The sequence below is a fragment of the Acinetobacter sp. DL27 genome (assembly GCF_055810995.1).
Genome location: NZ_CM147947.1, coordinates 216402 through 238236 on the forward strand (window position 1 = coordinate 216402; position 21835 = coordinate 238236).

Annotated in this window: 19 protein-coding genes, 1 tRNA gene and 1 pseudogene; 13 read left to right on the forward strand and 8 right to left on the reverse strand. The window is 38.6% G+C overall.

Going from position 1 to position 21835, the window contains the following annotated elements:
* Window positions 1–840: 840 nt before the first annotated feature.
* From AC0KVP_RS00925 to ahpC, 4 genes are all read left to right on the forward strand, one after another.
* Window positions 841–1833, forward strand: coding sequence for a DUF1852 domain-containing protein (locus AC0KVP_RS00925; protein WP_242759796.1), 993 nt, complete (start codon window positions 841–843; stop codon window positions 1831–1833).
* Window positions 1834–1869: 36 nt separating this feature from the next.
* Entirely contained in the window at window positions 1870–2916 is a 1047-nt protein-coding gene (locus AC0KVP_RS00930; RefSeq protein ID WP_473338304.1) for a methionine synthase, read from the forward strand.
* Between the two features lie 80 nt (window positions 2917–2996).
* Window positions 2997–3488 (forward strand): flavin reductase, encoded by a 492-nt coding sequence (locus tag AC0KVP_RS00935; RefSeq protein WP_017396908.1) that lies wholly within the window; start codon window positions 2997–2999, stop codon window positions 3486–3488.
* Between the two features lie 280 nt (window positions 3489–3768).
* Entirely contained in the window at window positions 3769–4332 is a 564-nt protein-coding gene (gene ahpC / locus AC0KVP_RS00940; RefSeq protein WP_005401564.1) for an alkyl hydroperoxide reductase subunit C, read from the forward strand.
* Between the two features lie 96 nt (window positions 4333–4428).
* On the opposite strand, the pseudogene AC0KVP_RS00945 reads toward ahpC, so the two are convergent.
* Window positions 4429–5350, reverse strand: a pseudogene (locus AC0KVP_RS00945) (LysR substrate-binding domain-containing protein).
* 127 nt (window positions 5351–5477) lie between these two features.
* On the reverse strand, window positions 5478–6104 hold the full coding sequence (ycaC, locus tag AC0KVP_RS00950; RefSeq protein WP_473338306.1) for an isochorismate family cysteine hydrolase YcaC: 627 nt from the start codon (window positions 6102–6104) through the stop codon (window positions 5478–5480).
* 332 nt (window positions 6105–6436) lie between these two features.
* Here ycaC and AC0KVP_RS00955 point away from each other — a divergent pair, with 332 nt between their 5' ends.
* From AC0KVP_RS00955 to AC0KVP_RS00965, 3 genes are all read left to right on the forward strand, one after another.
* Complete coding sequence (locus tag AC0KVP_RS00955; protein ID WP_125275003.1) at window positions 6437–7318, forward strand: pirin family protein; 882 nt, start codon at window positions 6437–6439, stop codon at window positions 7316–7318.
* 414 nt (window positions 7319–7732) lie between these two features.
* Window positions 7733–9031, forward strand: a complete 1299-nt coding sequence (locus AC0KVP_RS00960) for an FAD-dependent oxidoreductase (RefSeq protein WP_004978178.1) — start codon at window positions 7733–7735, stop codon at window positions 9029–9031.
* A 3-nt stretch (window positions 9032–9034) separates the two neighbouring features.
* Window positions 9035–9865 (forward strand): SAM-dependent methyltransferase, encoded by an 831-nt coding sequence (locus AC0KVP_RS00965; RefSeq protein ID WP_473338309.1) that lies wholly within the window; start codon window positions 9035–9037, stop codon window positions 9863–9865.
* A gap of 67 nt (window positions 9866–9932) precedes the next feature.
* Here the strand turns inward: AC0KVP_RS00965 and AC0KVP_RS00970 are convergent.
* Both AC0KVP_RS00970 and AC0KVP_RS00975 read right to left on the reverse strand, forming a co-directional pair.
* A tRNA-Thr gene (locus tag AC0KVP_RS00970) sits at window positions 9933–10008 on the reverse strand.
* A 178-nt stretch (window positions 10009–10186) separates the two neighbouring features.
* Window positions 10187–10414, reverse strand: a complete 228-nt coding sequence (locus tag AC0KVP_RS00975) for a hypothetical protein (protein WP_004691623.1) — start codon at window positions 10412–10414, stop codon at window positions 10187–10189.
* 569 nt (window positions 10415–10983) lie between these two features.
* On the opposite strand from AC0KVP_RS00975, the gene AC0KVP_RS00980 reads away from it, so the two are divergent.
* Together AC0KVP_RS00980 and AC0KVP_RS00985 are read left to right on the forward strand one after the other, a co-directional pair.
* Window positions 10984–12954 (forward strand): ATP-binding protein, encoded by a 1971-nt coding sequence (locus AC0KVP_RS00980; protein WP_473338311.1) that lies wholly within the window; start codon window positions 10984–10986, stop codon window positions 12952–12954.
* A 13-nt stretch (window positions 12955–12967) separates the two neighbouring features.
* Window positions 12968–13339, forward strand: a complete 372-nt coding sequence (locus AC0KVP_RS00985; protein ID WP_183174198.1) for a hypothetical protein — start codon at window positions 12968–12970, stop codon at window positions 13337–13339.
* A gap of 77 nt (window positions 13340–13416) precedes the next feature.
* On the opposite strand, the gene AC0KVP_RS00990 is transcribed toward AC0KVP_RS00985, so the two are convergent.
* The 4 genes from AC0KVP_RS00990 to AC0KVP_RS01005 form a co-directional block, all read right to left on the reverse strand.
* Window positions 13417–14475 carry a hypothetical protein gene (locus AC0KVP_RS00990; RefSeq protein ID WP_473338313.1) on the reverse strand — a complete coding sequence of 353 codons (1059 nt, stop codon included), beginning with the start codon at window positions 14473–14475 and terminating at the stop codon, window positions 13417–13419.
* A gap of 15 nt (window positions 14476–14490) precedes the next feature.
* Window positions 14491–15666, reverse strand: coding sequence for a YagK/YfjJ domain-containing protein (locus AC0KVP_RS00995; protein WP_473338315.1), 1176 nt, complete (start codon window positions 15664–15666; stop codon window positions 14491–14493).
* 418 nt (window positions 15667–16084) lie between these two features.
* Window positions 16085–16318 carry a helix-turn-helix transcriptional regulator gene (locus AC0KVP_RS01000; RefSeq protein ID WP_183174196.1) on the reverse strand — a complete coding sequence of 78 codons (234 nt, stop codon included), beginning with the start codon at window positions 16316–16318 and terminating at the stop codon, window positions 16085–16087.
* A 184-nt stretch (window positions 16319–16502) separates the two neighbouring features.
* Window positions 16503–17576: a hypothetical protein gene (locus AC0KVP_RS01005; RefSeq protein ID WP_126034911.1), complete on the reverse strand. Its 1074-nt coding sequence runs from the start codon at window positions 17574–17576 to the stop codon at window positions 16503–16505.
* Window positions 17577–18493: 917 nt separating this feature from the next.
* On the opposite strand from AC0KVP_RS01005, the gene AC0KVP_RS01010 reads away from it, so the two are divergent.
* The 4 genes from AC0KVP_RS01010 (at window position 18494) to AC0KVP_RS01025 (ending at window position 21805) form a co-directional block, all read left to right on the forward strand.
* The gene (locus AC0KVP_RS01010) at window positions 18494–19702 is read left to right on the forward strand and encodes a hypothetical protein (RefSeq protein ID WP_473338317.1); all 1209 of its coding nucleotides are present in this window, start codon (window positions 18494–18496) and stop codon (window positions 19700–19702) included.
* Window positions 19703–19852: 150 nt separating this feature from the next.
* Complete coding sequence (locus AC0KVP_RS01015; RefSeq protein ID WP_473338319.1) at window positions 19853–20224, forward strand: hypothetical protein; 372 nt, start codon at window positions 19853–19855, stop codon at window positions 20222–20224.
* A 150-nt stretch (window positions 20225–20374) separates the two neighbouring features.
* Window positions 20375–20695, forward strand: a complete 321-nt coding sequence (locus tag AC0KVP_RS01020) for a hypothetical protein (RefSeq protein WP_473338322.1) — start codon at window positions 20375–20377, stop codon at window positions 20693–20695.
* A gap of 63 nt (window positions 20696–20758) precedes the next feature.
* On the forward strand, window positions 20759–21805 hold the full coding sequence (locus AC0KVP_RS01025; RefSeq protein ID WP_473338324.1) for a DUF932 domain-containing protein: 1047 nt from the start codon (window positions 20759–20761) through the stop codon (window positions 21803–21805).
* Window positions 21806–21835 lie beyond the last annotated feature (30 nt).

Genomic DNA, 21835 nt, shown 5'->3' on the forward strand with positions numbered 1-21835 from the left:
GGCATTGATGACATTCCATGTTGATCAATTTATAGAGGCATTGCTTTAGGTGTTGAGTGCTAAATCGTCGATTGGGGATTTAGCTGTGGCAAGTGTTACTTTTTTTTAAAAAAAACGACAATGCAATTTTTAATTCAGTTATGCAAAAAATGCATGAGATGATTCTTTAGTTTTACTTGATATAGGTGAGCTGTTTTTAATATAACGACCGAATGTTTGTTTTTTTAATTCTGATTGGTGATAGGAAAGATATTAAATTTCCTGATTCTGTGAGGAAGAGCCAAGGTCAGAAAGAGGAGCCAAAGTTAATAAATACAAGAACTCAAAACCAAGCTTGCACTCTTAATTTTCCCACAGACAAAACCATTGAATCGCCTGTTTTATCTAATATTTTAATAATCAGCTTATGACTTTAAGTTGCTGATATAAATAGATAATTAAAATAAAGATGTAGCGTGTTGATGACGTTGATCGAGCAATATCATGACTTTTCACAGCTCACGCACAAGGACTTGATGTTTTCATTCTTTCCTTTCGTACATCCACAAAAATTATCCACGCATAATTCATTGTTAAAGTGACAGAATTTACAAACATGAATTTAGTTCACTTTTGGTTGAGATTAAATCATTTTTATTCATGTGATCATTCAGGTATAAATTAAACCACGCTCTTAACGATAGATCATATTCATCGTTGCTTCTTAGCCTGATACTCAGAAAAAACTGAAAAGGCTGGAAAGATGATTCACTAGAAAGATCCAAAAAGAAAATTGGACCCTCTAGAAAGAGCATGAAAGAAATTCAGTTTTATCGCAGAAATATAGGGTAATAGATCGCCATGAGTACAGAGTTTGCATGTTCAATTAAACGCATTCGTTTTGATGAAAACTATCAACCAGCAGATAACACACGTCTAACGACGAACTTTGCTAACTTGGCGCGCGGTGAAAGTCGTGAGCAGAACCTACGTAATACACTTCGTATGATCAATAATCGTTTCAATGCCTTAGCACAAACAGATAACCCGAATGGTGATCGTTATTCGCTTGAAATCGATATTATTTCTGCAAATTTAGACATTGAAGGGAATGGTCAAACTTTCCCAATTATTGAAATGCTGAAAAGCACGATTAATGATCATCATACCCATCAACGTATTGAAGGCATGATTGGCAATAGCTTCTCGTCTTATGTACGTGACTACGATTTTAGCGTGGTGCTGAAAGAACATAATAAAGAGAATTCGACATCGTATGCACCTGAAGGTTTTGGTGATCTACATGGCAAACTGTATCAATACTTAGTGAACTCAGAGACTTTTAAAGCAGAGTTTAATCAACAGCCAGTGATTTGTTTGAGTGTTTCAACAGCGAAGAAGTATCACCGTACTACCAATGAGCATCCTGTGTTAGGCGTTGAGTATAAACAAGATGAATATTCACGTACCGATGAGTATTTCCATAAAATGGGCTTACAGGTTCGCTTCTTTATGCCGAAAGGGAGCGCTGCACCTTTAGCATTCTATTTTGCGGGTGATTTACTGCGTGATTACACCGATCTTGAATTGATCAGTGTGATTAGCACCATGGAAACCTTCCAAAAGATTTATCGCCCTGAAATTTACAATGCAAATTCATCAGCAGCTCAAGTCTATCAAGCCAGCCTAGAGTACCCAGATTACTCATTAACGCGAATCGTCTATGACCGCGTTGAACGTGGTCAGCTCGCGGTCAAGCAAGGTAAATGGACAGAAGAAAACTTTATCAAGCCGTATCAAGACATCCTTGAAAAATGGGCTGCGAATTACACCGTAAACAGCAATGCTGCTTAATTTACCTGAAACAGAATATTGAAATAGAGATTTAAAATGGCCATTTTATTACCAACATCAACTGCGGGCAGTTTACCGAAACCTTCTTGGCTTGCTGAGCCTGAGAAACTTTGGTCACCTTGGAAACTCGAAGGTGAGGCATTACTCGAAGCGAAACAAGATGCTTTACGTTTGTCATTGCAAGAACAACTCCATGCAGGTATTGATATCGTCAGTGATGGTGAACAAACCCGTCAACATTTTGTGACGACGTTTATTGAACATCTGGATGGCGTTGATTTTGAGAAACGCGAAACGGTGCGTATCCGTAATCGTTATGATGCAAGTGTGCCGTCTGTAGTCGGTGCAGTAAGCCGTCAAAAGCCTGTTTTTGTTGAAGATGCTAAGTTTTTACGTAGCCAAACTACACAGCCGATCAAGTGGGCATTACCTGGCCCGATGACCATGATTGATACGCTGTATGATGGTCACTATAAAAGCCGTGAAAAACTGGCTTGGGAATTTGCTAAGATCCTGAATCAAGAAGCACGTGAGTTAGAAGTTGCGGGTGTGGATATTATCCAGTTCGATGAACCTGCATTTAATGTGTTCTTTGATGAAGTGAATGATTGGGGTGTTGCAACGCTTGAACGAGCACTTGAAGGTCTGAAATGTGAAACTGCAGTTCATATTTGCTATGGCTATGGCATTAAAGCCAATACCGATTGGAAAAAGACCTTGGGTTCAGAGTGGCGTCAATACGAAGAAGCATTCCCTAAACTGCAACAATCTAAAGTTGATATCATCTCACTCGAATGTCAAAACTCGCGTGTACCAATGGATCTGATTGAGCTGATTCGTGGTAAAAAAGTCATGGTCGGTGCGATTGATGTGGCAACCAACACCGTTGAAACACCTGAAGAAGTTGCGAATACACTACGTAAAGCACTTCAGTTTGTAGATGCAGATAAACTTTATCCTTCGACCAACTGTGGCATGGCACCTTTAGCACGTGAAGTCGCACGTGGTAAGCTGAATGCGTTAAGCGCAGGTGCAGAAATTATTCGACAAGAACTTTCGGCTTCATACGCAGCAAGCGCGTGATGTGAAAGGGCTACCCGTTTGATAAAATGGGTAGCTTTTATCTGAGTACAAGCATGTGTCCGTTACTGAGGAATAAAATGATGATTGAAGCAACAGACTTTAGAGATGCAATGTCTTTGTTAACCAGTGCAGTCAGTGTCGTAACTACGGCAGGCATGGCTGATCGTCATGGATTCACAGCATCTGCCGTATGCAGTGTGACGGATACACCACCGACATTATTGGTCTGCATGAATAAAGCATCGCGTTCACATGCACATTTTGTCGACAATAAAATTTTATCGGTGAATGTGTTAGGTGCACAACATCAGCATATTTCGAATGTCTTTGCATCTAAAATGACGTCTGAAGAGCGTTTTAAACATGGTGTTTGGACAGAGCTAGAAACGGGCGCGCCTGTTTTAAAGGATGCTTTAGTCAATTTTGACTGTGAAATTGATGACATTCAAGAAGTGGGAACACATACGGTTTTTATGTGCCGTATTGTCGCGATTCAACAAAGCCAGCATGAGCAAAGTTTGGTTTATTTCAATCGTGCTTATCATCAAGTTGGGCAGACGGAAACGGCTTAAATTCACTTTGAATTGAACATCAAAGCTTTGAAATGACCTTCCAAATCATAGATTTTCCTCGGCTTGACTCTGGATTTGACTGTATTGAGCTCATTTGAAAAATCGAAAGGTTTTCATTTAGACCACAAAATGGTGAAAATCGGGCAACAGCGTGAGGGGAAATATTGAATCTAAAAATCCGATAAAAATAATAAAAACTTACTGTTTTACCAATTTTAGATTTGTGCGTATTCTCGCTGTATCACTTAAGCAATCTCACAAATCTTTTGAGGACGAATACATGAGTTTAATCAATACTGAAGTTAAGGCGTTTAATGCAACTGCTTACCAAAATGGTGAATTCATTGAGTTGTCTGAGCAAAACTTGAAAGGCAAATGGTCTGTCGTATTTTTTTATCCTGCTGATTTCACTTTTGTGTGTCCAACAGAATTGGGTGACTTAGCCGATCACTATGCTGAATTTCAAAAACTCGGTGTAGAAATTTACGGCGTATCGACCGATACCCACTTTACCCATAAAGCATGGCACGACACTTCAGATGTGATTGGTAAAATTCAGTATCCATTGATTGGCGATCCAACCTGGACTTTGTCTAAAAACTTTGATGTGCTGATTGAAACTGAAGGTCTAGCAGATCGAGGTACTTTTGTGATTGATCCTGAAGGTAAAATCCAAATTATTGAAATTAATGCTGGCGGTATTGGTCGCGATGCGTCTGAACTATTACGCAAAGTGAAAGCAGCACAATATGTGCATGCGCACCCAGGCGAAGTATGTCCTGCAAAATGGAAAGAAGGTGAAGCAACGCTTGCGCCGTCAATCGACTTGGTTGGTAAAATCTAAGCTGACCTCGATAGTTGCATTGTGCTGAGTCATGAGCATGATGCCTGTACAAAATCAGCCCAAGTGGCTGATTTTTTATGCGGGTTCTTTTAGCTTTTACAGATGGTAACCCTTGCTGGTGCTGGCAAAGTCTCTTAAACCCTGAATCAAATGCTCAATCAGTTTTTCCATGACCAAACGTTGTCCTTTACGTGAAGCATAGACCGACTGGTGTTCCAATATTGGAACACCAGTCGGGCAAAATGTGAATCAGGCGACCTGAAGCAATATCTGCCTCTACCGTTAAGTAAGGCAGGTTGGCAATGCCGAGTCCATCCAGAGCCGAGTAATACACGCCTGCGACATCATTACTTTTGATCCGTGGTTCTAAAGGAATCACGATCTGTTCATCACTCTGGGTATGATGCAATAACCATTGATAATCAGACTTTTGTACCCCCAGTGCGAGCGTTGGAAAATCATTCAGCTCGGTGGCAAATTGAATTTCACGGTCCTGTAACAGATCAGGACTGGCCACCAAACAATGCGTGGTTTTGACCACATCACGGACCACAATGCTCGAGTCTTCATTGGCACTAAAATTGGTCCGAATGGCAAGGTCAATGTCATCATGCAAGACATCGACACGACGGCTGGTCAGTTCCATTTCCACTTGGACTTTGGGATATTGTTTTAAAAAATGATTGAGTAAGCTTCGTACTTGATAGCGCATCATCACAGAAGGGCAGCTGATCTTGATTAAACCTTGCGGTTCACTTTTCTGTTTCAGTAAAACATTGTGCGCACTTTCGACTTGCTGAATGATTTGACGACATTCTTCAAATAGCTCTTGGCCCAAAGGGGTGACTTTAAAATGTCGTGTTGAACGCTGAATTAAGGTCACGTTGTATTTGGCTTCAAGGTCTAAAATACGGCGACTAAGCTTAGACTTGGTGATGTTCGAGGCATCACTTGCAGCACTGAAACCGCCGTGCTTGACCACAAGATAAAAATAATAATAGTCGTCAAATGAATGCATGATGGGTTCAAGCCTGTATTGATTTGTGACCGAAGGCAGTCTGCGATGGATGATCTGATACTGTATCATCGCTAACGATTGCGCACGACAAAAAAGCGATCCGAAGATCGCTTTTGCTCAGGTCGAATTATTTCTGCGCCGTATTTTTGCTATAGCTTTGAATCAGGTTTTTATAGTCTGGAATATGCGCTGCAAAGAGTGAACCGAGGCCTTCAATATCATTACGCCAGTCGCGGTGTAACTCGCAAGCTGCACCAAACCATGACATCAGCTGCGCGCCTGCCTGAGACATGCGATCCCATGCTGCATCACGGGTGATGGGGTTAAAGGTTCCCGATGCATCGGTAATTACAAAGACGTCAAACTCTTCCTCAAGCGCTGACAGTGCAGGGAAGGCCACACACACTTCAGTCACCACACCCGCAATAATCAATTGGTTTTTACCTGTGGCTTTCACGGCTTGAACAAAGTCTTCATTGTCCCATGCATTGATTTGCCCTGGGCGTGCAATATAGGGTGCATCGGGGAACATTTCGACCAATTCAGGGACCAAAGGACCGTTTGGACCATCTTCAAAACTGGTGGTCAGAATGGTGGGAAGATTAAAATATTTCGCGGCAGCAGCCAGTGCCAGCACATTGTTTTTAAATTTGTCTGGGTCAATGTCACGGACCAGTGAAAGGAGACCCGCTTGGTGGTCAACCAAAAGAACCGCTGCATTATCTTTGTCTAAACGAATATAAGGTTTCGCCATTTTTCTGTCCTCGTTGTGATTATCAGTCGAGTCTCAAGGCAATCAGTAAATAGGTTACTGCCTTGAGCTTGAATATCATCATAGGTAGGAAAATGAGACAATAAAATAAGCCAAACGAGATGCTTAATCTTAAAAATAGGAAAATTTGAGCAAAAATATGCCATGAAAATAAGGAATGGCTTTGTTTTTAAATTGGTTTCTATGCAGGTGAGATGATTTTAGCGGTATTGTCCTATCTGTGTGATTGTGTGTACTAGCGCAGTGCTATAAGACGGATGAGGAAAGGGGTAGTATAGATTGCATATTCATCCTATCGATATAGGAGTTCCAAGATGAAAAAAGTAATTGGTGTTTATCGTAATCAAGACATGCATTGGGTGGGTGATGGTTTTCCTGTCAAAAACCTCTTTTCATATGACCGCTTAGGACAAGCAATTAGTCCGTTTCTACTTTTGGACTATGCTGCACCTTATAAATTTGATCCAACCACATCGCAACGTGGTGTGGGTTCACACCCGCATCGTGGCTTTGAAACGGTTACCATCGCCTATAGTGGTGAAGTGACACACAAAGACTCTAGCGGCGGCGGTGGTACCATCAATACTGGTGATGTACAGTGGATGACTGCGGGTTCAGGTGTGGTGCATGAAGAGTTTCATTCTCCAGCCTTTGCTGAGCATGGTGGCCTGTTTGAAATGGTACAACTTTGGGTGAATTTACCAGCCAAAGACAAAATGACTACACCGCGTTATCAAGCCTTGACCGTGGCGGATATCCCGCGCATCGAAATGGATGACAATGCTGGACACATACGCGTGATTGCGGGTGAGTTTGGTGGTCATCATGGCCCTGCTCAAACGTATAGTCCCGTCAATGTTTGGGATGGTGAGTTAAAAGCAGAGTACGAAACTTTTATCCATGTGCCCGTCACGCATAACACGATTGTGGTGGTGCTCAGTGGTGAAGTGTTGATTAATGGCACGCAAAAAGTGGTGGATAGTTCCATTGTGATGTTTGCTCAAGATGGCGAAGCTGCAATTCAACTACAAGCGCTGCAAGACACTAAGTTCTTGGTGTTGACCGGTGAACCATTGAATGAGCCGATTCAAGGTTATGGTCCGTTTGTAATGAACAGCAAGGAAGAAATTGTGCAAGCCTTTGACGATTTTAATCGTGGCAAGTTTGGTGAAATCCCTGTTGCTGTGGTGGACTAAAATCTTGTCGCTAAAAAGAAGAAATCCCTACTCGGTCAAGGGTAGGGATTTTTTAGGCGCTGTAGTTTTCTTGTTTTGCATAGTTGGTCATGAATTATTATGTGATGTAATTATCGTTTTTATGCGAGGCGCATATTAGCGCTTTTTCGCTGGCTTGTAAAACAGGTGTTATAAAAATAGTTAATTTATATACTTTGTTTTTAAACAGTTTATATTTTTATTTAAAATAAATTGTATAAAAAACCTGTGCTTATTTAAGTGGCTTTTTAGTGTAATGAAATGTAATTTAAGTAGATATCGTCCTATCGGTGCGGCACATGAAAAAATGTGATTCTGGTATTTTTTAATAGCCCTATTTTTTCGACATTGGGTCATAATTTCAGTCAATATAAGTCAGACTGACGGATCATAATTTTGGATATTGCAGTTATTGGTAGCGGCATGGCCGGTCTTGCTACCGCAAGAATTCTAAAGGATGCTGGGCATAATATTACTATTTTCGAAGCACTGACTGGGCGAGGGATGGACAGCCACAGTACAGAGTTTGAAGGTGGTCTGATTGATGCTCCGTTACGTGTCATGAACCCACACTTATGGAAAAACACCTTAAGTCTTGCGACTTATTTAGGCATTAAAACGTATCCAGTACGCACCTACATGGCGTGTAGTTGGTTGTTTGAAGACCGTACAGAAACATGGTTAACCACTACGCGTAGCCGCATTGGCAATTTCCCGATTATCAATAACCGTAAGGGCCTGCAGCAGTATGGATGGCGCTTGGTTAAAGGTATGTTGCAGCTTAAAACCGCGATTGCTAAATTCTTCAAATCTAAAGATCAAGACATTACCTTGGCTGAATTTATCAACCAGCATGACATTGAAGAAGTATTTTGGCATGGCGCAGTCATGCCTGTGCTCTACACCATCTGTACCTGTAATCCAAAAACCATCGGCGAATGGCCAGCGAAACCGCTGCTGATCTTTTTACGTCAGTTGACGGATGGTGATGCTTTATTGCGTATACAAGGGGGAACACCTGCCTTGGTCGATAAATTGATTGAAAACATCAATATCCAAAGCGGATCTGCTATTAGTAAAGTCACTGAACAAGGTGACAAGGTTTTGGTTGAAAATAATAAGGGCGAACAGCAACTGTTTGACCGTGTAGTGGTGGCAACGCCAACCACAAAAATTGAAGAGTTTTTAGATCCTGTTCAGTTTGCAGATGATATTGCGCTGTTAAAACAGTTCCGTTTTGAGCAAGGTCAGCTGGTCATTCATACTGATCCTTCCGTGATGCCACCTAAGCGTAAAGACTGGTCGGTACTGAGCTATATGATGGACCGTAAGTTTACCCGTCAACAGTTTACGGTTTGGCTCAATTCAGTTGAACCAAGTCTGGTCGGTAAAAATGCCGTGTTCCAAACGTGGCAGCCTGTGACCGAGATTGACCCGAAAAAAGTGATTTCAACTGTAACTTTGACCCGTGCGGTGGTGGACTCGCAAACGGTGGCTTTGAATAAAGAGTTACAACAACGCCATAAGAGTGCTAACCGAAAAGTCTTTTTCTGTGGTTCATGGTCGTGCGATGGTCTGCCTATTTTAGAGTCTGCCGTCACTTCAGCAATGCATATTGCAGAAATTTTCGGTGCACCATTGCCGTTTGTTGGATTAAAACCTAAAGTTGAGGTTGCCCCACAACTCGGCTACTAAAGCATGAAATGGCTCCAAACCTTACAGCGACATCTGCCCAAACATAAATATGCAATTGATGCAAAACAATTGGGAGATCACGCTGTATTGGCTTGGAGCAATCTTGGCTATTGGAATGATGCAAGGTCATCCTATCCTGAGGCTTGCCAAACACTTGCAACGCATCTTGCTGATCGATTACAGCTAAAATCAAATGACCGTGTTTTAGACTTGGGTTGTGGGCAGGGTGCGAGTCTATTGCTGTGGCAGCAGCATTACCATGTGCAGCAACTTTGTGCGGTTGATTTACAAGCCGAATGTGTCCAGCGTATACAGCACATTTTAAATTCAAAGATACACATCATTCAAACGTCATTTTTAAATTTAAATTCAAAGCTATTCTCAGCGCCTTTTGATGTGGTGTTGTGTCTCGATGCCGCTTATCACAGTGATTTAAATTCATTTCTAAGATCAACCCATTCTGTTTTAAATTCAAAAGGGCGCATCGGTTTTCACTATTTGATGTTGAGTGATGCATTTTTGAATTTAAATCGTTTTGAGAAACTTCAACTGAAAATGCTGTTAAAAGTAGCCGATGTTCATTTGGAACATCTTCAGTTAGAGACGAATTTGCAGCATTCGATAGAAGCACAAGGCTATCAGCAGGTGGCTATTGAAGATTTATCAGATGCAGTTTTGGCGGGTTTTTCTCGTTATTATCATGTGCATTTAGTCCAACAGGCCGCTCAAAATTTGGATCATTTCAAAATTAAAATGACGGCTAAGCTCTGCCAAAAATTATTTGAACAGGGCATTGTGCGCTATGTTCAAATTACAGCAGTTAGAGACATTTAAAATAAAATAAAAAACCAAAGGGCCAGAAACAACAAAGCCTCACTAAAAAGCGAGGCTAAGTATAAAATGGTGCCGGCACACGGATTCGAACTGTGGACCTACTGATTACAAGTCAGTTGCTCTACCAACTGAGCTATGCCGGCAACGTGGTGAGAATAATAGCGGATTTTCTTGAAAACGCAAGCCAAAAAGTGAGCGATTGAAATGCGCAAGATTTTTTGTGCAAACTTCACCCACCAAGGGGTGGGTGAAAGCTAAGAATAAAATTTGGGTGGCTGTGATGAAACTGTTTTTAAATATGGTTAAGTGAAAACATGGAACTTATTTGCTCCTTAAAATTTGATCGAGGTCTTGGGCACATTCTTCCAATGTAAAAGCCATGTCGAGTTGCATTTGAGGTTTGAGTTCATTGGCCAGCGTTCTCCATTGTTCAATCAGACGAATTGCTTTTTGAATTTTATGTTTGTTGACATCCTTTGCAAGGGTTGGGGTATAACCGCCTCGTTTAGCGTTTTTAATTTGTTTGACATAATTGGTGCTGTTATTCATTCTGACTCCCGAATAGCAGTTTTATTGGTCAATTTTGTGTTTCGCTAGTTATATACCGCAAATGAATTGTGCTTCATAAACATTGCATCTAGATGATCATTGATGATTTATTTTAACCTCCCGTAGAAATTGTTTTAGCTCAAGTTTGAATCAGGTTCAAGCGCTTATTTTTGAATAAATATTTCACTTTGTGGTGCAAATTATCCTATTGGGTGAAGAGTCATTTTTATAAAGCAGACTTTGTGCCAAGTCTAAATAAGAATGTTCAGCATAAAAAAAGACCTTAATCTTTCGATTAAGGTCTTTAAAATTTTGGCGGGAGAGAGGGAGTCACATTTTATTATTAAGATGTTGATATATAATTAATAATAAAAATTAATTTGGTTTTAATCCCCCAATCGTCCCCCATCTAGTTTGTATTGTCTATTTAATTTATGATTAGGGGATTTATAAAGATAATAGTAGTCTAGAAGAATGTTATGAAAATAAAATTTTTAGATGATAACTAAGTATATTGAAAAAGAATAATTTATACTCAGTTTTATATGCAAACCTATTTTTGAAATTCTATGAACTATGCCCATTCAGTCCAGTTGACGATACAAAATGATTTGATTAGCAAACTTGGAAAAACAAGTCTTGTAGATGCCTTGATTGAGTTGATATGGAATTCAATGGATGCAGATGCTTTAAATGTTAAAGTCATTTTTGAAGATAATGGGCTAGACTCATTGAAATCGATCAAAATCATTGATGATGGTTTAGGAATTCCATTTGCTGAAGCAAAAAATATTTTTAAAAATTTAGGTGGGTCTAAAAAGAAAAATAAACTTAAAAGTGATGTATATGGCCGTTTTTTACATGGAAAAGAAGGCAAAGGCCGTCTCAAAGCATTTTCTTTAGGTGCAACAGTAAATTGGTCAATTACATATAAAGATGAAAGTTTAGATAAATTATTTACCTATAAAGTAGCTATGCATTTAAATAATCCATCTGATGTGAAGATTTCGGATCCTGTAGAGTCAGATGAAAATTTTAAGACAGGGGTTACTATTGAAGCTTATGATGTACCTAAAAAAATAAGAGGTTTGAATGATTCAGCAAAGACTAAGATTTTAGAAACATTCGCATTTTATCTTTACGATTATAAAAATATTAACTTAGAAGTTGATGGTGAAAAACTAGATCCTAAAAAAATACTTTTGGCTGTAACCCCCTTTAATCTTGATTTTATTAATTATGAAGGAAAAAATTATTCATCTACCTTAAGGCTAACAGAATGGGTAAGCTCAAAACAAACAGCTTCAACATATTTAAGCTGTAATCATGGTATTCCTTATCTAAAGTTAGATATGGGGTGGAATTATCCAAATAAAAAATACACTGCTTATATTGAAAGTGAAGCCATCATAGAAATGGTCAATATGCATGGTTTGGATTTTGCCCCTTCCAATGCATCGGTTCAAAAAAACTTAGGCTTAGCAAAAGAAATAATAAAAGGGCACTTTAGGGCCCAAGAAGCTGAAAAGGCAGCCACATTAGTAGAACAGTGGAAAGAAGAAAATATTTATCCGTATCCTTCAGAAACAACAAATATTGTTGAACAGGTGGAAAGACAAGTATTTGACATAGTCGCTTCTACTGTTTCTCATAACATTGATAAATTTGAAAAAACAAGTAAAGAGAATCGAAAGTTCCAGTTTAGATTATTAAAACAGGCTTTAGAAACAAACCCTAATAGTCTTCAGACCATTATTAATGAAGTTTTGAATCTTAAGCCTGAGGAACAGGATGATCTGGCTGAATTGCTTAGAGATGTATCACTCTCATCAATTATTAGCGCATCTAAAGTTGTAACGGATCGGTTAAAATTTATTAGTGGCCTTGAAAATATAATTAATTCTAAAGTGGGAAAGAAGAATCTAAAGGAAAGGACACAATTGCACCGTATGTTAGCGGAGAACTGTTGGGTTTTTGGTGAAGAATTTTTTATTTCCGTAGATGATCAGTCACTTACAGAGTGTTTAAAGAAACATTCAAAATTGTTGAGTAACGATGTTGATATTTTAGAGGCTGTCGAGCACCCGACAAAAGAAAGGGGCATAGTTGATCTTATGCTTTCTAAAACAACACGAAATAATAAACCAAATACTGCCCATCACTTAATTATTGAGCTGAAACGTCCAAGCGTAAAGATTGGACGAGATGAAATTTCTCAAATCCAAGATTATGCTGATGCTATAAGATTAGACTCAAGGTTTAGTAAAACAAAAGCTAAATGGACCTTTATCGGTATTAGTTTAGATAGAGATATGAAATTAGATTCCCGTTATATTGACCTTGAGAATGGTGTTATTGCAGAAAAAGATAACTATATTATTTTAGTCAAAACATGGGCTGAAATTTTTGATGAATGCAAAGCTAAACTTCAATTTTTCCAAGAAAGGCTTAAATACAAAGCAAAGGCAATTGATGGGGTTGAACATTTACAAAAACATTTTCCAAAATATGTAGAAGGCGCTACAACTACAATTCAGTGAAGAGGAGTTAGAATTGGGACAAGCAAAACAAAGAGGTTCTTTAGAAGAGAGAATCGTACAGGCACAGCAAGAAAAGCTAGTGGGAGAACGTATTACGATTGATGAGGCTAAGCGACGATTAGGATTGCCTGATAATGCTGAGTTTCAAGGTTATGTAATTCACCTCTATGATGAGGATGAGTTTGTTGGTCAGATTGAGGAATCAGATTCAATTGTTAACCGAATTTATGTCAAAATTCCTGATTTGGCACACAAATATGATAGTGCGGAAGAGGCAGTAAAAGAAGCTTCAAAAATTGATAAGTATCGTTTAATGGTTTGTGTTCTATTTGAGGTTAATAATAAACATATGATTCATGATGTATGGGCAAATTTTGAAGTTTAAAAAATATGAATTTGTTTCAAAAAATAGGTAACTAAAACAGCATGATTAAAGTCATGCTGTTTAATTAAATGTTTTAACTAGCGATTATATTGAGTTTGACCTCGTTCAATATTCAAACTACATGAATCATCACCAATTCTAAACAAGTAGCTTGGAATCAAAAGTTGAGCTTTTAATACATTTAAACGGTTGCCTACATGAATCTGTTTTAAATCATAATAGTTCTGTTCTTGTCCTTGAAATAGAGATGCAATTCCAGAATTGATTGTACCGATATTACCTAAAGCAATACGATCGTGGTTGAGTTCGATAAAATGCGGTTCAAGCATTTCGTAAAGGGGTGTATCTTTGAATGGAACGAGATCGGAATATTCTTTTTCCACAATGAAAATAAGCCGTATTGAGCATGTTTGATCGATGTCTATTTCTTCTCGTGAGAGAATTCCTAATACATCGTTTTTACTTCGTTTTTTCCAAACATCTTGAATGATTTCATTGCATTTCTCTTTCACAATATCGTAAGCAGTCATACTACGAAAGTCAGGGTCACCAAAAGCAGGTTCAAGACCATTGGGGCGTTTACGTTGTACAATCAGTGAATGTAGTTCAAACTTACTGGACTCACCATAGATAAACTCAAAAAAACGATCGTAGCGATTACTGCAAGAACGGTAACGAGTGATCCATGATTGAAGTTGTGACTTGAATGCTCTAGTCTGAATATTAACTTTGAAATCAGCAAAACACGTTTCACATGCATGTTCTATTTGCTGATAAGCATCTGGGTTGAACTGATGTAGATTATGTTTCAACATGAGTTGGCTGAGTAGTTCTATTTCAGGATGGATCCACGCACTCTGAAACTGACCGGTTGTATAGGGATTTTGAATATTATCGAAAATATGATTGAAGACAGTATTCCCTAAATTCGTCTTGTATAGATTTGGAATGTTCGGATGTGGAAATGCAGTCAGATTATTGGTAAATATCCTGAATCGATTTCCTTTTTTAATTTTTTGGATAAGTTCTAAATAATTAAACGATGGGATAGGTATATATCTTTGGTTATGAGATAGACCGGTAATAAAGTTTAATTGGTTGGTTGCTTCCATTTTTTCCATAGCATTAAACAACATAATTGAGTCCTTGGATTAGTGAGATTGTGTTGAATGTAAGGTGCGCGTGCGCCCAGACTTCGCTTTGGGGGTTGGTAATTGACTTCGCTGAAATCTTTTGAAATTTTTAAGCTCAGAAAAAATGAAAAACTGATCGGCCTTACAGATGTAGTCGAAGGTTTTGATTAAGAAAGATTGTTTTTTAAGATCTGAATAATGAATCATGCCGATACCACAGTATCTGTACTGATCTTTCTTCATATTGCAGATAAAACAGCTTCCTTGATTTTTGGTGATTTTCTGCCAGTAATCAGAAATGTATTGGGCAATACTGATATCTTGTTGATGTTTGCTACCATCAAAGAAAAAGTAGCTATGAACATGGAAACCTGTGGCTTGAGAATACTCATATTGGAAGATATAGCCTTCGATAGCGTTTAATAAAGTATTGTTACGCCAGTTGTTTTTAAACTTAGTCATGAAGCTCTTAAGTGCACTTAAATCATGACGTGAGTAGGGGGGTGCCATTGAAGATGCATGCTTCAAAATGGTTTCCATATCTCGTTTTAATGAGAAATCCATCCTGACAACCAATACTTTTGCAAACTTTGCAATCAAATGATTTTGTAGCTCAACACAGGCTTTCTTATTATTTTTTTTGGTTGTATTGCGGTCTCTGATTTTCTTTTTGAAAGATGCACTCTGAATATGTTGAACTAAGCGTTCCATGAACATATTAAACAGATCAATGTATTTTTTTACACTATCCTGATTAGCAGAGTCGAGCGAAGATAGATGTGTGAGAAACTCGAGCTCCTTTTCTGAAAATTGATTGCGTACAGATATCCATGCTTTTATTTCTTCACCATAGAAATATCGCTCCGTGAATTGATAGTAAAATGCAGGGAGTACCATCTTCACTAAAATATCCCACCCAGAAGCGAACTCAACCTTATAATGTTGAGTCGAGCGGAATAAATATGGATTGGCTAGTTGTGCAATAGGTAATTGAGCTTTGTCACATTTAGCAAACACATTCAAAATATTCGAAAAAATCTCTACTTCATAATCAGCATGATGTCGTAGAAGAGAGTTAGGGACGCTAGCTTCTCCAGTTACAATTGCAGAACTGGAATCGGAGTGGATTAGTGCAAGCTGTTCTTCAAATGTGAAGGTGCCTGCTGAGTGGTCATGTAATCTAATTGTTTCCATAAATTTCTCGTTGAATCAATTTCAAAGAAATTTGGGCAAAAGCTGTCTATAGACGCTAAATTAAGTAGTGTCTAGGCTGGGTGAATGGCATGTTTAGGGATTAGTCGTGAATTACACTAACTCATATATTCTGTCATCAGTGTGTTTTTCACACGTGATCTGACGTGCTTAAAGCAGTCAGGTCACTATTGATGGCATTTAAGTTTGATATAGACCTCTGAAGATAATGAAGTCAAATCATTAAATACTGAATATAAGATATAAGTTATTAATATATAAAAAGTATATCTAATAAGAATATATTCTAGATATACTTAAATGATTTAATACCCATATTGCAATTCAAGGCAAATAGACTCGCTATGCACAAATTCATCTTGTATTTACGTGAATGTGTAAATGAATCAGATATACACAGTTAAGCCGTCTTTTTTAGGAGATTGCGGGTATCAATTTTGGACTGAATCCAAGCTTGAACTTCACTGAGTCGCCAGCGGGTTAAATGACCAAACTTCACGGGCTTGGGAAAGTCCGGATCATAGCGTTTGGACTTGGGATTAAGACGATCATAGATGGTAGACCTAGATAAACCAGTCAGGTCTTCTAAATCTACACGAGAGATCATCTTAAATTGAGGGGATACGGAAACCATAATATGTCCTATTTGGTTGTCATTGGATGGTTTCTACAATAAAAAAAGAAAACTCATCAAAATACCCCATTTGCACGGACATTTAGGATTTCATGGCGAAACTGAGAAAAAGTTTATATTTGGCGGTAGAAATTACTGTTGAAAAAGCTGATCTAATCATGAAGATTGGATCAGCTTTAAAAACTTATGAATTTTTATCTTTAAGGTAAGAGCGCTGTTTATTTTTTTTAACGATCTCTTTAATCAGGTGATATAACGATTGATCGCCAACCTGATGTTGTTTTAACCAAGTTTCACTATTCCCTGAAAATTTTTTTCTAATGATATCCTCAGTGGTATTTTTTCTAGTGCCTTGCAATTCTTCAGCTTTTCTTCGATGGTGTGAAGCACTTTTTTTAAACCTCCGATTTGAGTCTTTTAAAAATGCGTGATCTTTAGTATTGAATATATAAATTGCTTCTGTTTGTTGATCAACATCAGCAGACATGAGGAGACAGTCTTTTTTGAGGTTCAGGCGCGCAGCTTGCAGATTTAAAAGTTCGCTTTCCAATATGTGTTGCTTAGTGATTGCTTCTTTGACAAAAGGGATGGAGTCTTTGGTCAAGTCATTAATAATAATGTCTTTGCTGATAGTACTAATTTTTGAAACTTCATTTTTGTCGAGTAGTATTCTTTCAGCATATTGAAGAAAGCTTGCTTTAATGTGATCAGTTGACTTTTGTTTTTGATGCCCATTGTGAATTTTTTCGAAAATCTTATTAATTTCTTTAGGTACGACCTCTAAACTTTGACAGTCATTATGTAAGGCATAGGTATGAAAAGCTTTCTTACGTAATTTTTCCACTTGTTTTAGGCTAAGAATTTCTTCCGATTGTACATAAGTAAAAAACAGCTTTATCTCTGTCAAAATATCATCATAAAAGCGAGGCAAACGATCAATCAAAGGGATTTCGACAGTATCATTTTCATCTTCAGCAAGATGAATTTTTTGTACCGCAATAGTACGATATTTTTTTTGTTGCTCTGTTTCTTTGTAATGTCCTACAGCATGAAAAGAGTAAATATTTTGTTTATCTAATTCAGTAAGCTCATAACGGTATTCTTGCCGATTCGGTCCTAAATCAATTCCACAAAATTTTAAACGTTCATGTAAGGATGTTTGGTCGCCTACACCTGAATACTTGATATTCTTTAAAACAAAATCCTCAAGCACATTCATGAGTCTAATTTGATTATTAATTAGCAATTGGTCTGACATCTTCTTCTCTAAATATAAATATTATTTAGATTAAATATGGATCTAATTTTAATGCAATCATTTTTCATGCTTCGAGGTTAGATGAATTTAATTTCTTGAGGAGAAATAGCTTTGAAAATCCGTTTGATACTAAAGATATTTTTTATAAAAAATCTTGTAAAAACTATGGGGTATGAATAATGTACCAATATAGCCATCAAAATGAGTGATATAAATTAGTTCATTGAGCAGAGGCACCCTCTTTACGGATCTTGTTTTTTGCAAGAATTTCTGTTTATGCGACTTTGTTTTTGACCGTAATTTATTGCTGTTCAAAGCATATTGACTGAAGGTTACTCAATATAAAATAAAAGACGTACAGTTCTCATTCATTTTCATCGTTGTGCAGCTTCATTTTTTATAGAACGTTGACACTTTAAATCCTGCCAATTATCCTTGGCTTGCTGGCCTACATTGTCAGTTGGTTTTGACAGACCATTTACACACAAGCACATCAAAAGATTCATTTTTTGGTGGCGAACTCGTTCGTTCCTCCTCCGTTGCGGTAGGGCGAGGGAGGGACGCCTTGTGCGTGCTGATTCTTGTGTGTCAGTCTGTCAACCCTCTTTCGTTCTGCCACCATTATTTGACAGTAATTTGGTAGAGCTCTTTAATACACACAAGGAGTCCGCCATGCGTACTACATTCTTAAATACTCACTCTCTTTTTTATCCCAGTACTCTCTATGGCATTGTCGATGCCAGATAAGCCGATATTTTAAAAAATTAACAATTGGGGAACGCTCAGTGAAGGCACTGTTCCTTTATTGGCCTATACATCTGAATCATTTTATTGCTGATCTGTAGATAGACTCCTTTCTACGTAACAGTCACGTCAGAATAAAAGGCAGAACTCCAAGAAGAACATCAAACTACCATATGCCCAGCTTTGCGACTGCTAAGAGGTGTTTATGGGTAAAGAAGAGAATATGTACGATGACAACAAAATTAAAGCGTCTGTCTTTATGTATTTTATTGATGGGACTGAATGCCTGTTCCAGTCAAAAACAACCTGAAAATGATTCTGCTGTAGAAGGTCAAACCACAGAAAGTAAAGAGGCTTTGCGGAATGTTGCGGATACCTCAGTGGTGATTGTGCCGAAAGCACAGATCAGTCCTGATCAAAGTTGGGAGAAGATAGACGAAGATGTAATAAGTAGTAATTTGATTTACTTTTATCCCGAAAAGATGAAATCACTCAATTACAAAGAACCGAGCAAGCTTGCGGATGACGTATTCTTCCCAGCCAATCATGAATTTATCAAAAAACAATTACATTTAGATAAGAGCAAAGTTCTTGTGATTGGAATGGATGGGTATAGCTCGTATAACAACTTGTTGATTGATTTGAGTAATGATGAATATTTCAAATATGCCAACAATCTTGCCATCAACTATATCCGTGCTATGCAAGCAACTAAGGTCGAACCCAAGCAAGAATTTGAAAAAACACAAGATTATGAAAAACGAATTAGAGAAGCGCAGCAAAATGGCAAAAATAATGTAATCGACTATGATGTTGAAGTACTGGAAAGGGCCTTAAACTCTATTGTTCCTGATATCACTGCCGATGACAGTGATAATACCTATCAGTATGATGCTGATCAGGAATTGATGACGATTCACTTTAAGCAGAAAAGTCGTTATTCCAGTGCTGTGGTCAAATCAGAACTACTTATCAAAGCTCAGCCTGATTTGGCAAAGACTCTTGCTGAAAATTTCAGCCGACTTAAAGTGGGCTATGTCCTTACGGCTAAAAATAACACTTTAAATTTGGATGGGATATTTTTTTATTTTATTCACTATGGTAATCCTGATCGGCAGAATAATACATCTAGATTTTATTTATCACCAATCATCAAGCCGATTGCTTTCAAGCAAAAAAGTGCAGTCAATGCATCTTGGAAAACCAGTGATGCTATTGAGGAAGTTGAAACCCTACCTTTTAAAGATCTACTCACATCACCGTTATGGCAATTTAAATTTGGTTTAGAGCATTATTTGTCTCCAGAAACACTATTACAAAAATATGTTAAGCCAGAAACGCCTAAAGAACCCGAAACGTTTGACTATTTAGGTGATGGGTGAGCATGACCAAATATGCCATTTAGTACTTTTTAAAAATAAAGAAATTTCAAATACATATTACCACGATGTAAGGGTGTCTTCTTTTCAATATCAATTGATGGATGCATCCGTATATCTACATCTGAATACAATATTGAAGAGTAATACAGAATGAATAACTTAATGAAAACTTTGGGCCTTACCGCATTGCTATCGTTATCCGCATTGACTTTACAAGGATGCAGCTCAGGGCTGGAACCTGATACCTTCTCGGTCGAATTGAATGAAATGGGCTCTGGGACATGGACTCGATCGACAGTGGTCACTATCCGTTCGAATGTAGCAGAACCGATTGAAGTCACCAATGTCACGGTGAACAATGGACAATGTACCTATATTGGACATGACAAGCGATTTAACTTTCCATTACATTTTCAAATGGGACAGGTGTTTCGTCTGCGATTACAAGGTTGCAGTTTTACAAATGTGGTACAGGTTGATATTGAAACGACCAGTGGAACCGCAAGTTATGGTTTTAACTAAACCACACATTCTCAGACATGATGGTGATGGCATGACCGAAAGATACCATCACTGAAATAAGCACAAGACAAGAGACATTAAGAAACTGCATCCGAAAGGGTGCAGTTTTTTTATGCCTGAAACTTTATCTCTAGCATCAGGAATTCCCCTATGAAAACAAATCCATCGCTTGGACAGACACCTGTGATTTGTCCTTTTTGTCATTCACACCATACGCAATTGATACAAACCCATCAGCTTACAACACAGCCTAACAGTACCAGTATTGTGGCATTTTCTCCGATGGCGTTAGCCAATATCGGTATGCAAATTTCAAAGCGTATGAATCTCCCCCCTATGCTGGGTGGGTTAACAGGTCTAGTGGTCGGGGGCGTTGTATTGTTATTTCTCAATCATCAAAAGCCGATCAATGTTCTGCAATACCAATGCGCGCAGTGTCAAGAGACCTTTGAAATGCATGGGCCGAGTTAAGCAAACATACGTTTAATAGCAACATCAAAATTTACAGATTCAACTTCTGAGAGGAACAATCCAATGGCACATCAAATTGAAAATATGGCTTATGTGGGCGAAACCCCATGGCATGGCTTAGGTAACCCACTTACCCCACATCAACCGATTGAAGTCTGGGCACAGCAGGCAGGGATGGACTGGCAGATCGAAAGCTCAAATGTGAGTTATATGGCTGAAAATCATAAAGGACAAAACTTGATCCTACCGCATGATGAACAACGGGTACTGTACCGTTCAGATACCCATGCACCTTTATCTGTGGTGAGCCAGCGCTATCAGGAAGTGCAACCCAAACAGATTTTAGAGTTCTACCGAGACCTCACTGAACAATCAGGCTTTGAACTGGAAACCGCAGGCGTACTCAAAGGCGGGAAGAAATTCTGGGCATTGGCACGAACAGGGCAGACTTCTGCCTTAAAGGGCAAAGATGTCAGTAATGGTTACATCCTCTTAGCTACAGCCTGTGATGGCACACTGGCAACCACGGCACAATTCACCTCTATCCGGGTGGTGTGTAACAACACCTTAGCGATTGCCTTAAAGGGGCAAAACTCAAGTGCAGGTGTGGTGAAAGTACCACACAGCACCAAGTTCGATGCACAGAAGATTAAACAGCAATTGGGGATTTCAGTCCGTGCATGGGAGGATCACATGTATGAAATGAAGCAACTCAGTCAACGTAAAGTCACGCAGACCGAAGCAGCAGCGTATTTCGATGCAGTGTTTAACAACACTAGCCTAAGCAATGCAGAACAAGACGAAGGCATTATTCAGTTTTATCGTAATGTGGCCACCCAAACTAACCACACAGCTAAAGCTGAAAACAAGACTGAACCCAATGGACGTGCCATGTCTAAAGTCATGACCATGTTTAACGGGCATGGGCGTGGGGCAGAACTGAGCTCAGCTAAAGACACGGCCTATGGTTTGCTGTGCTCAATCACCGAATTTGCAGATCACGAACGTCGTGCCATGAGTCAGGACCATCGTCTCGATTCTGCTTGGTTCGGTGCAGGCGCAGGCCTTAAGCAACGTGGACTCGAACAAGCACTCCGTTTAGTTGTTTAAGTTTCGATTCAGATTCAGGATTTAAGATCA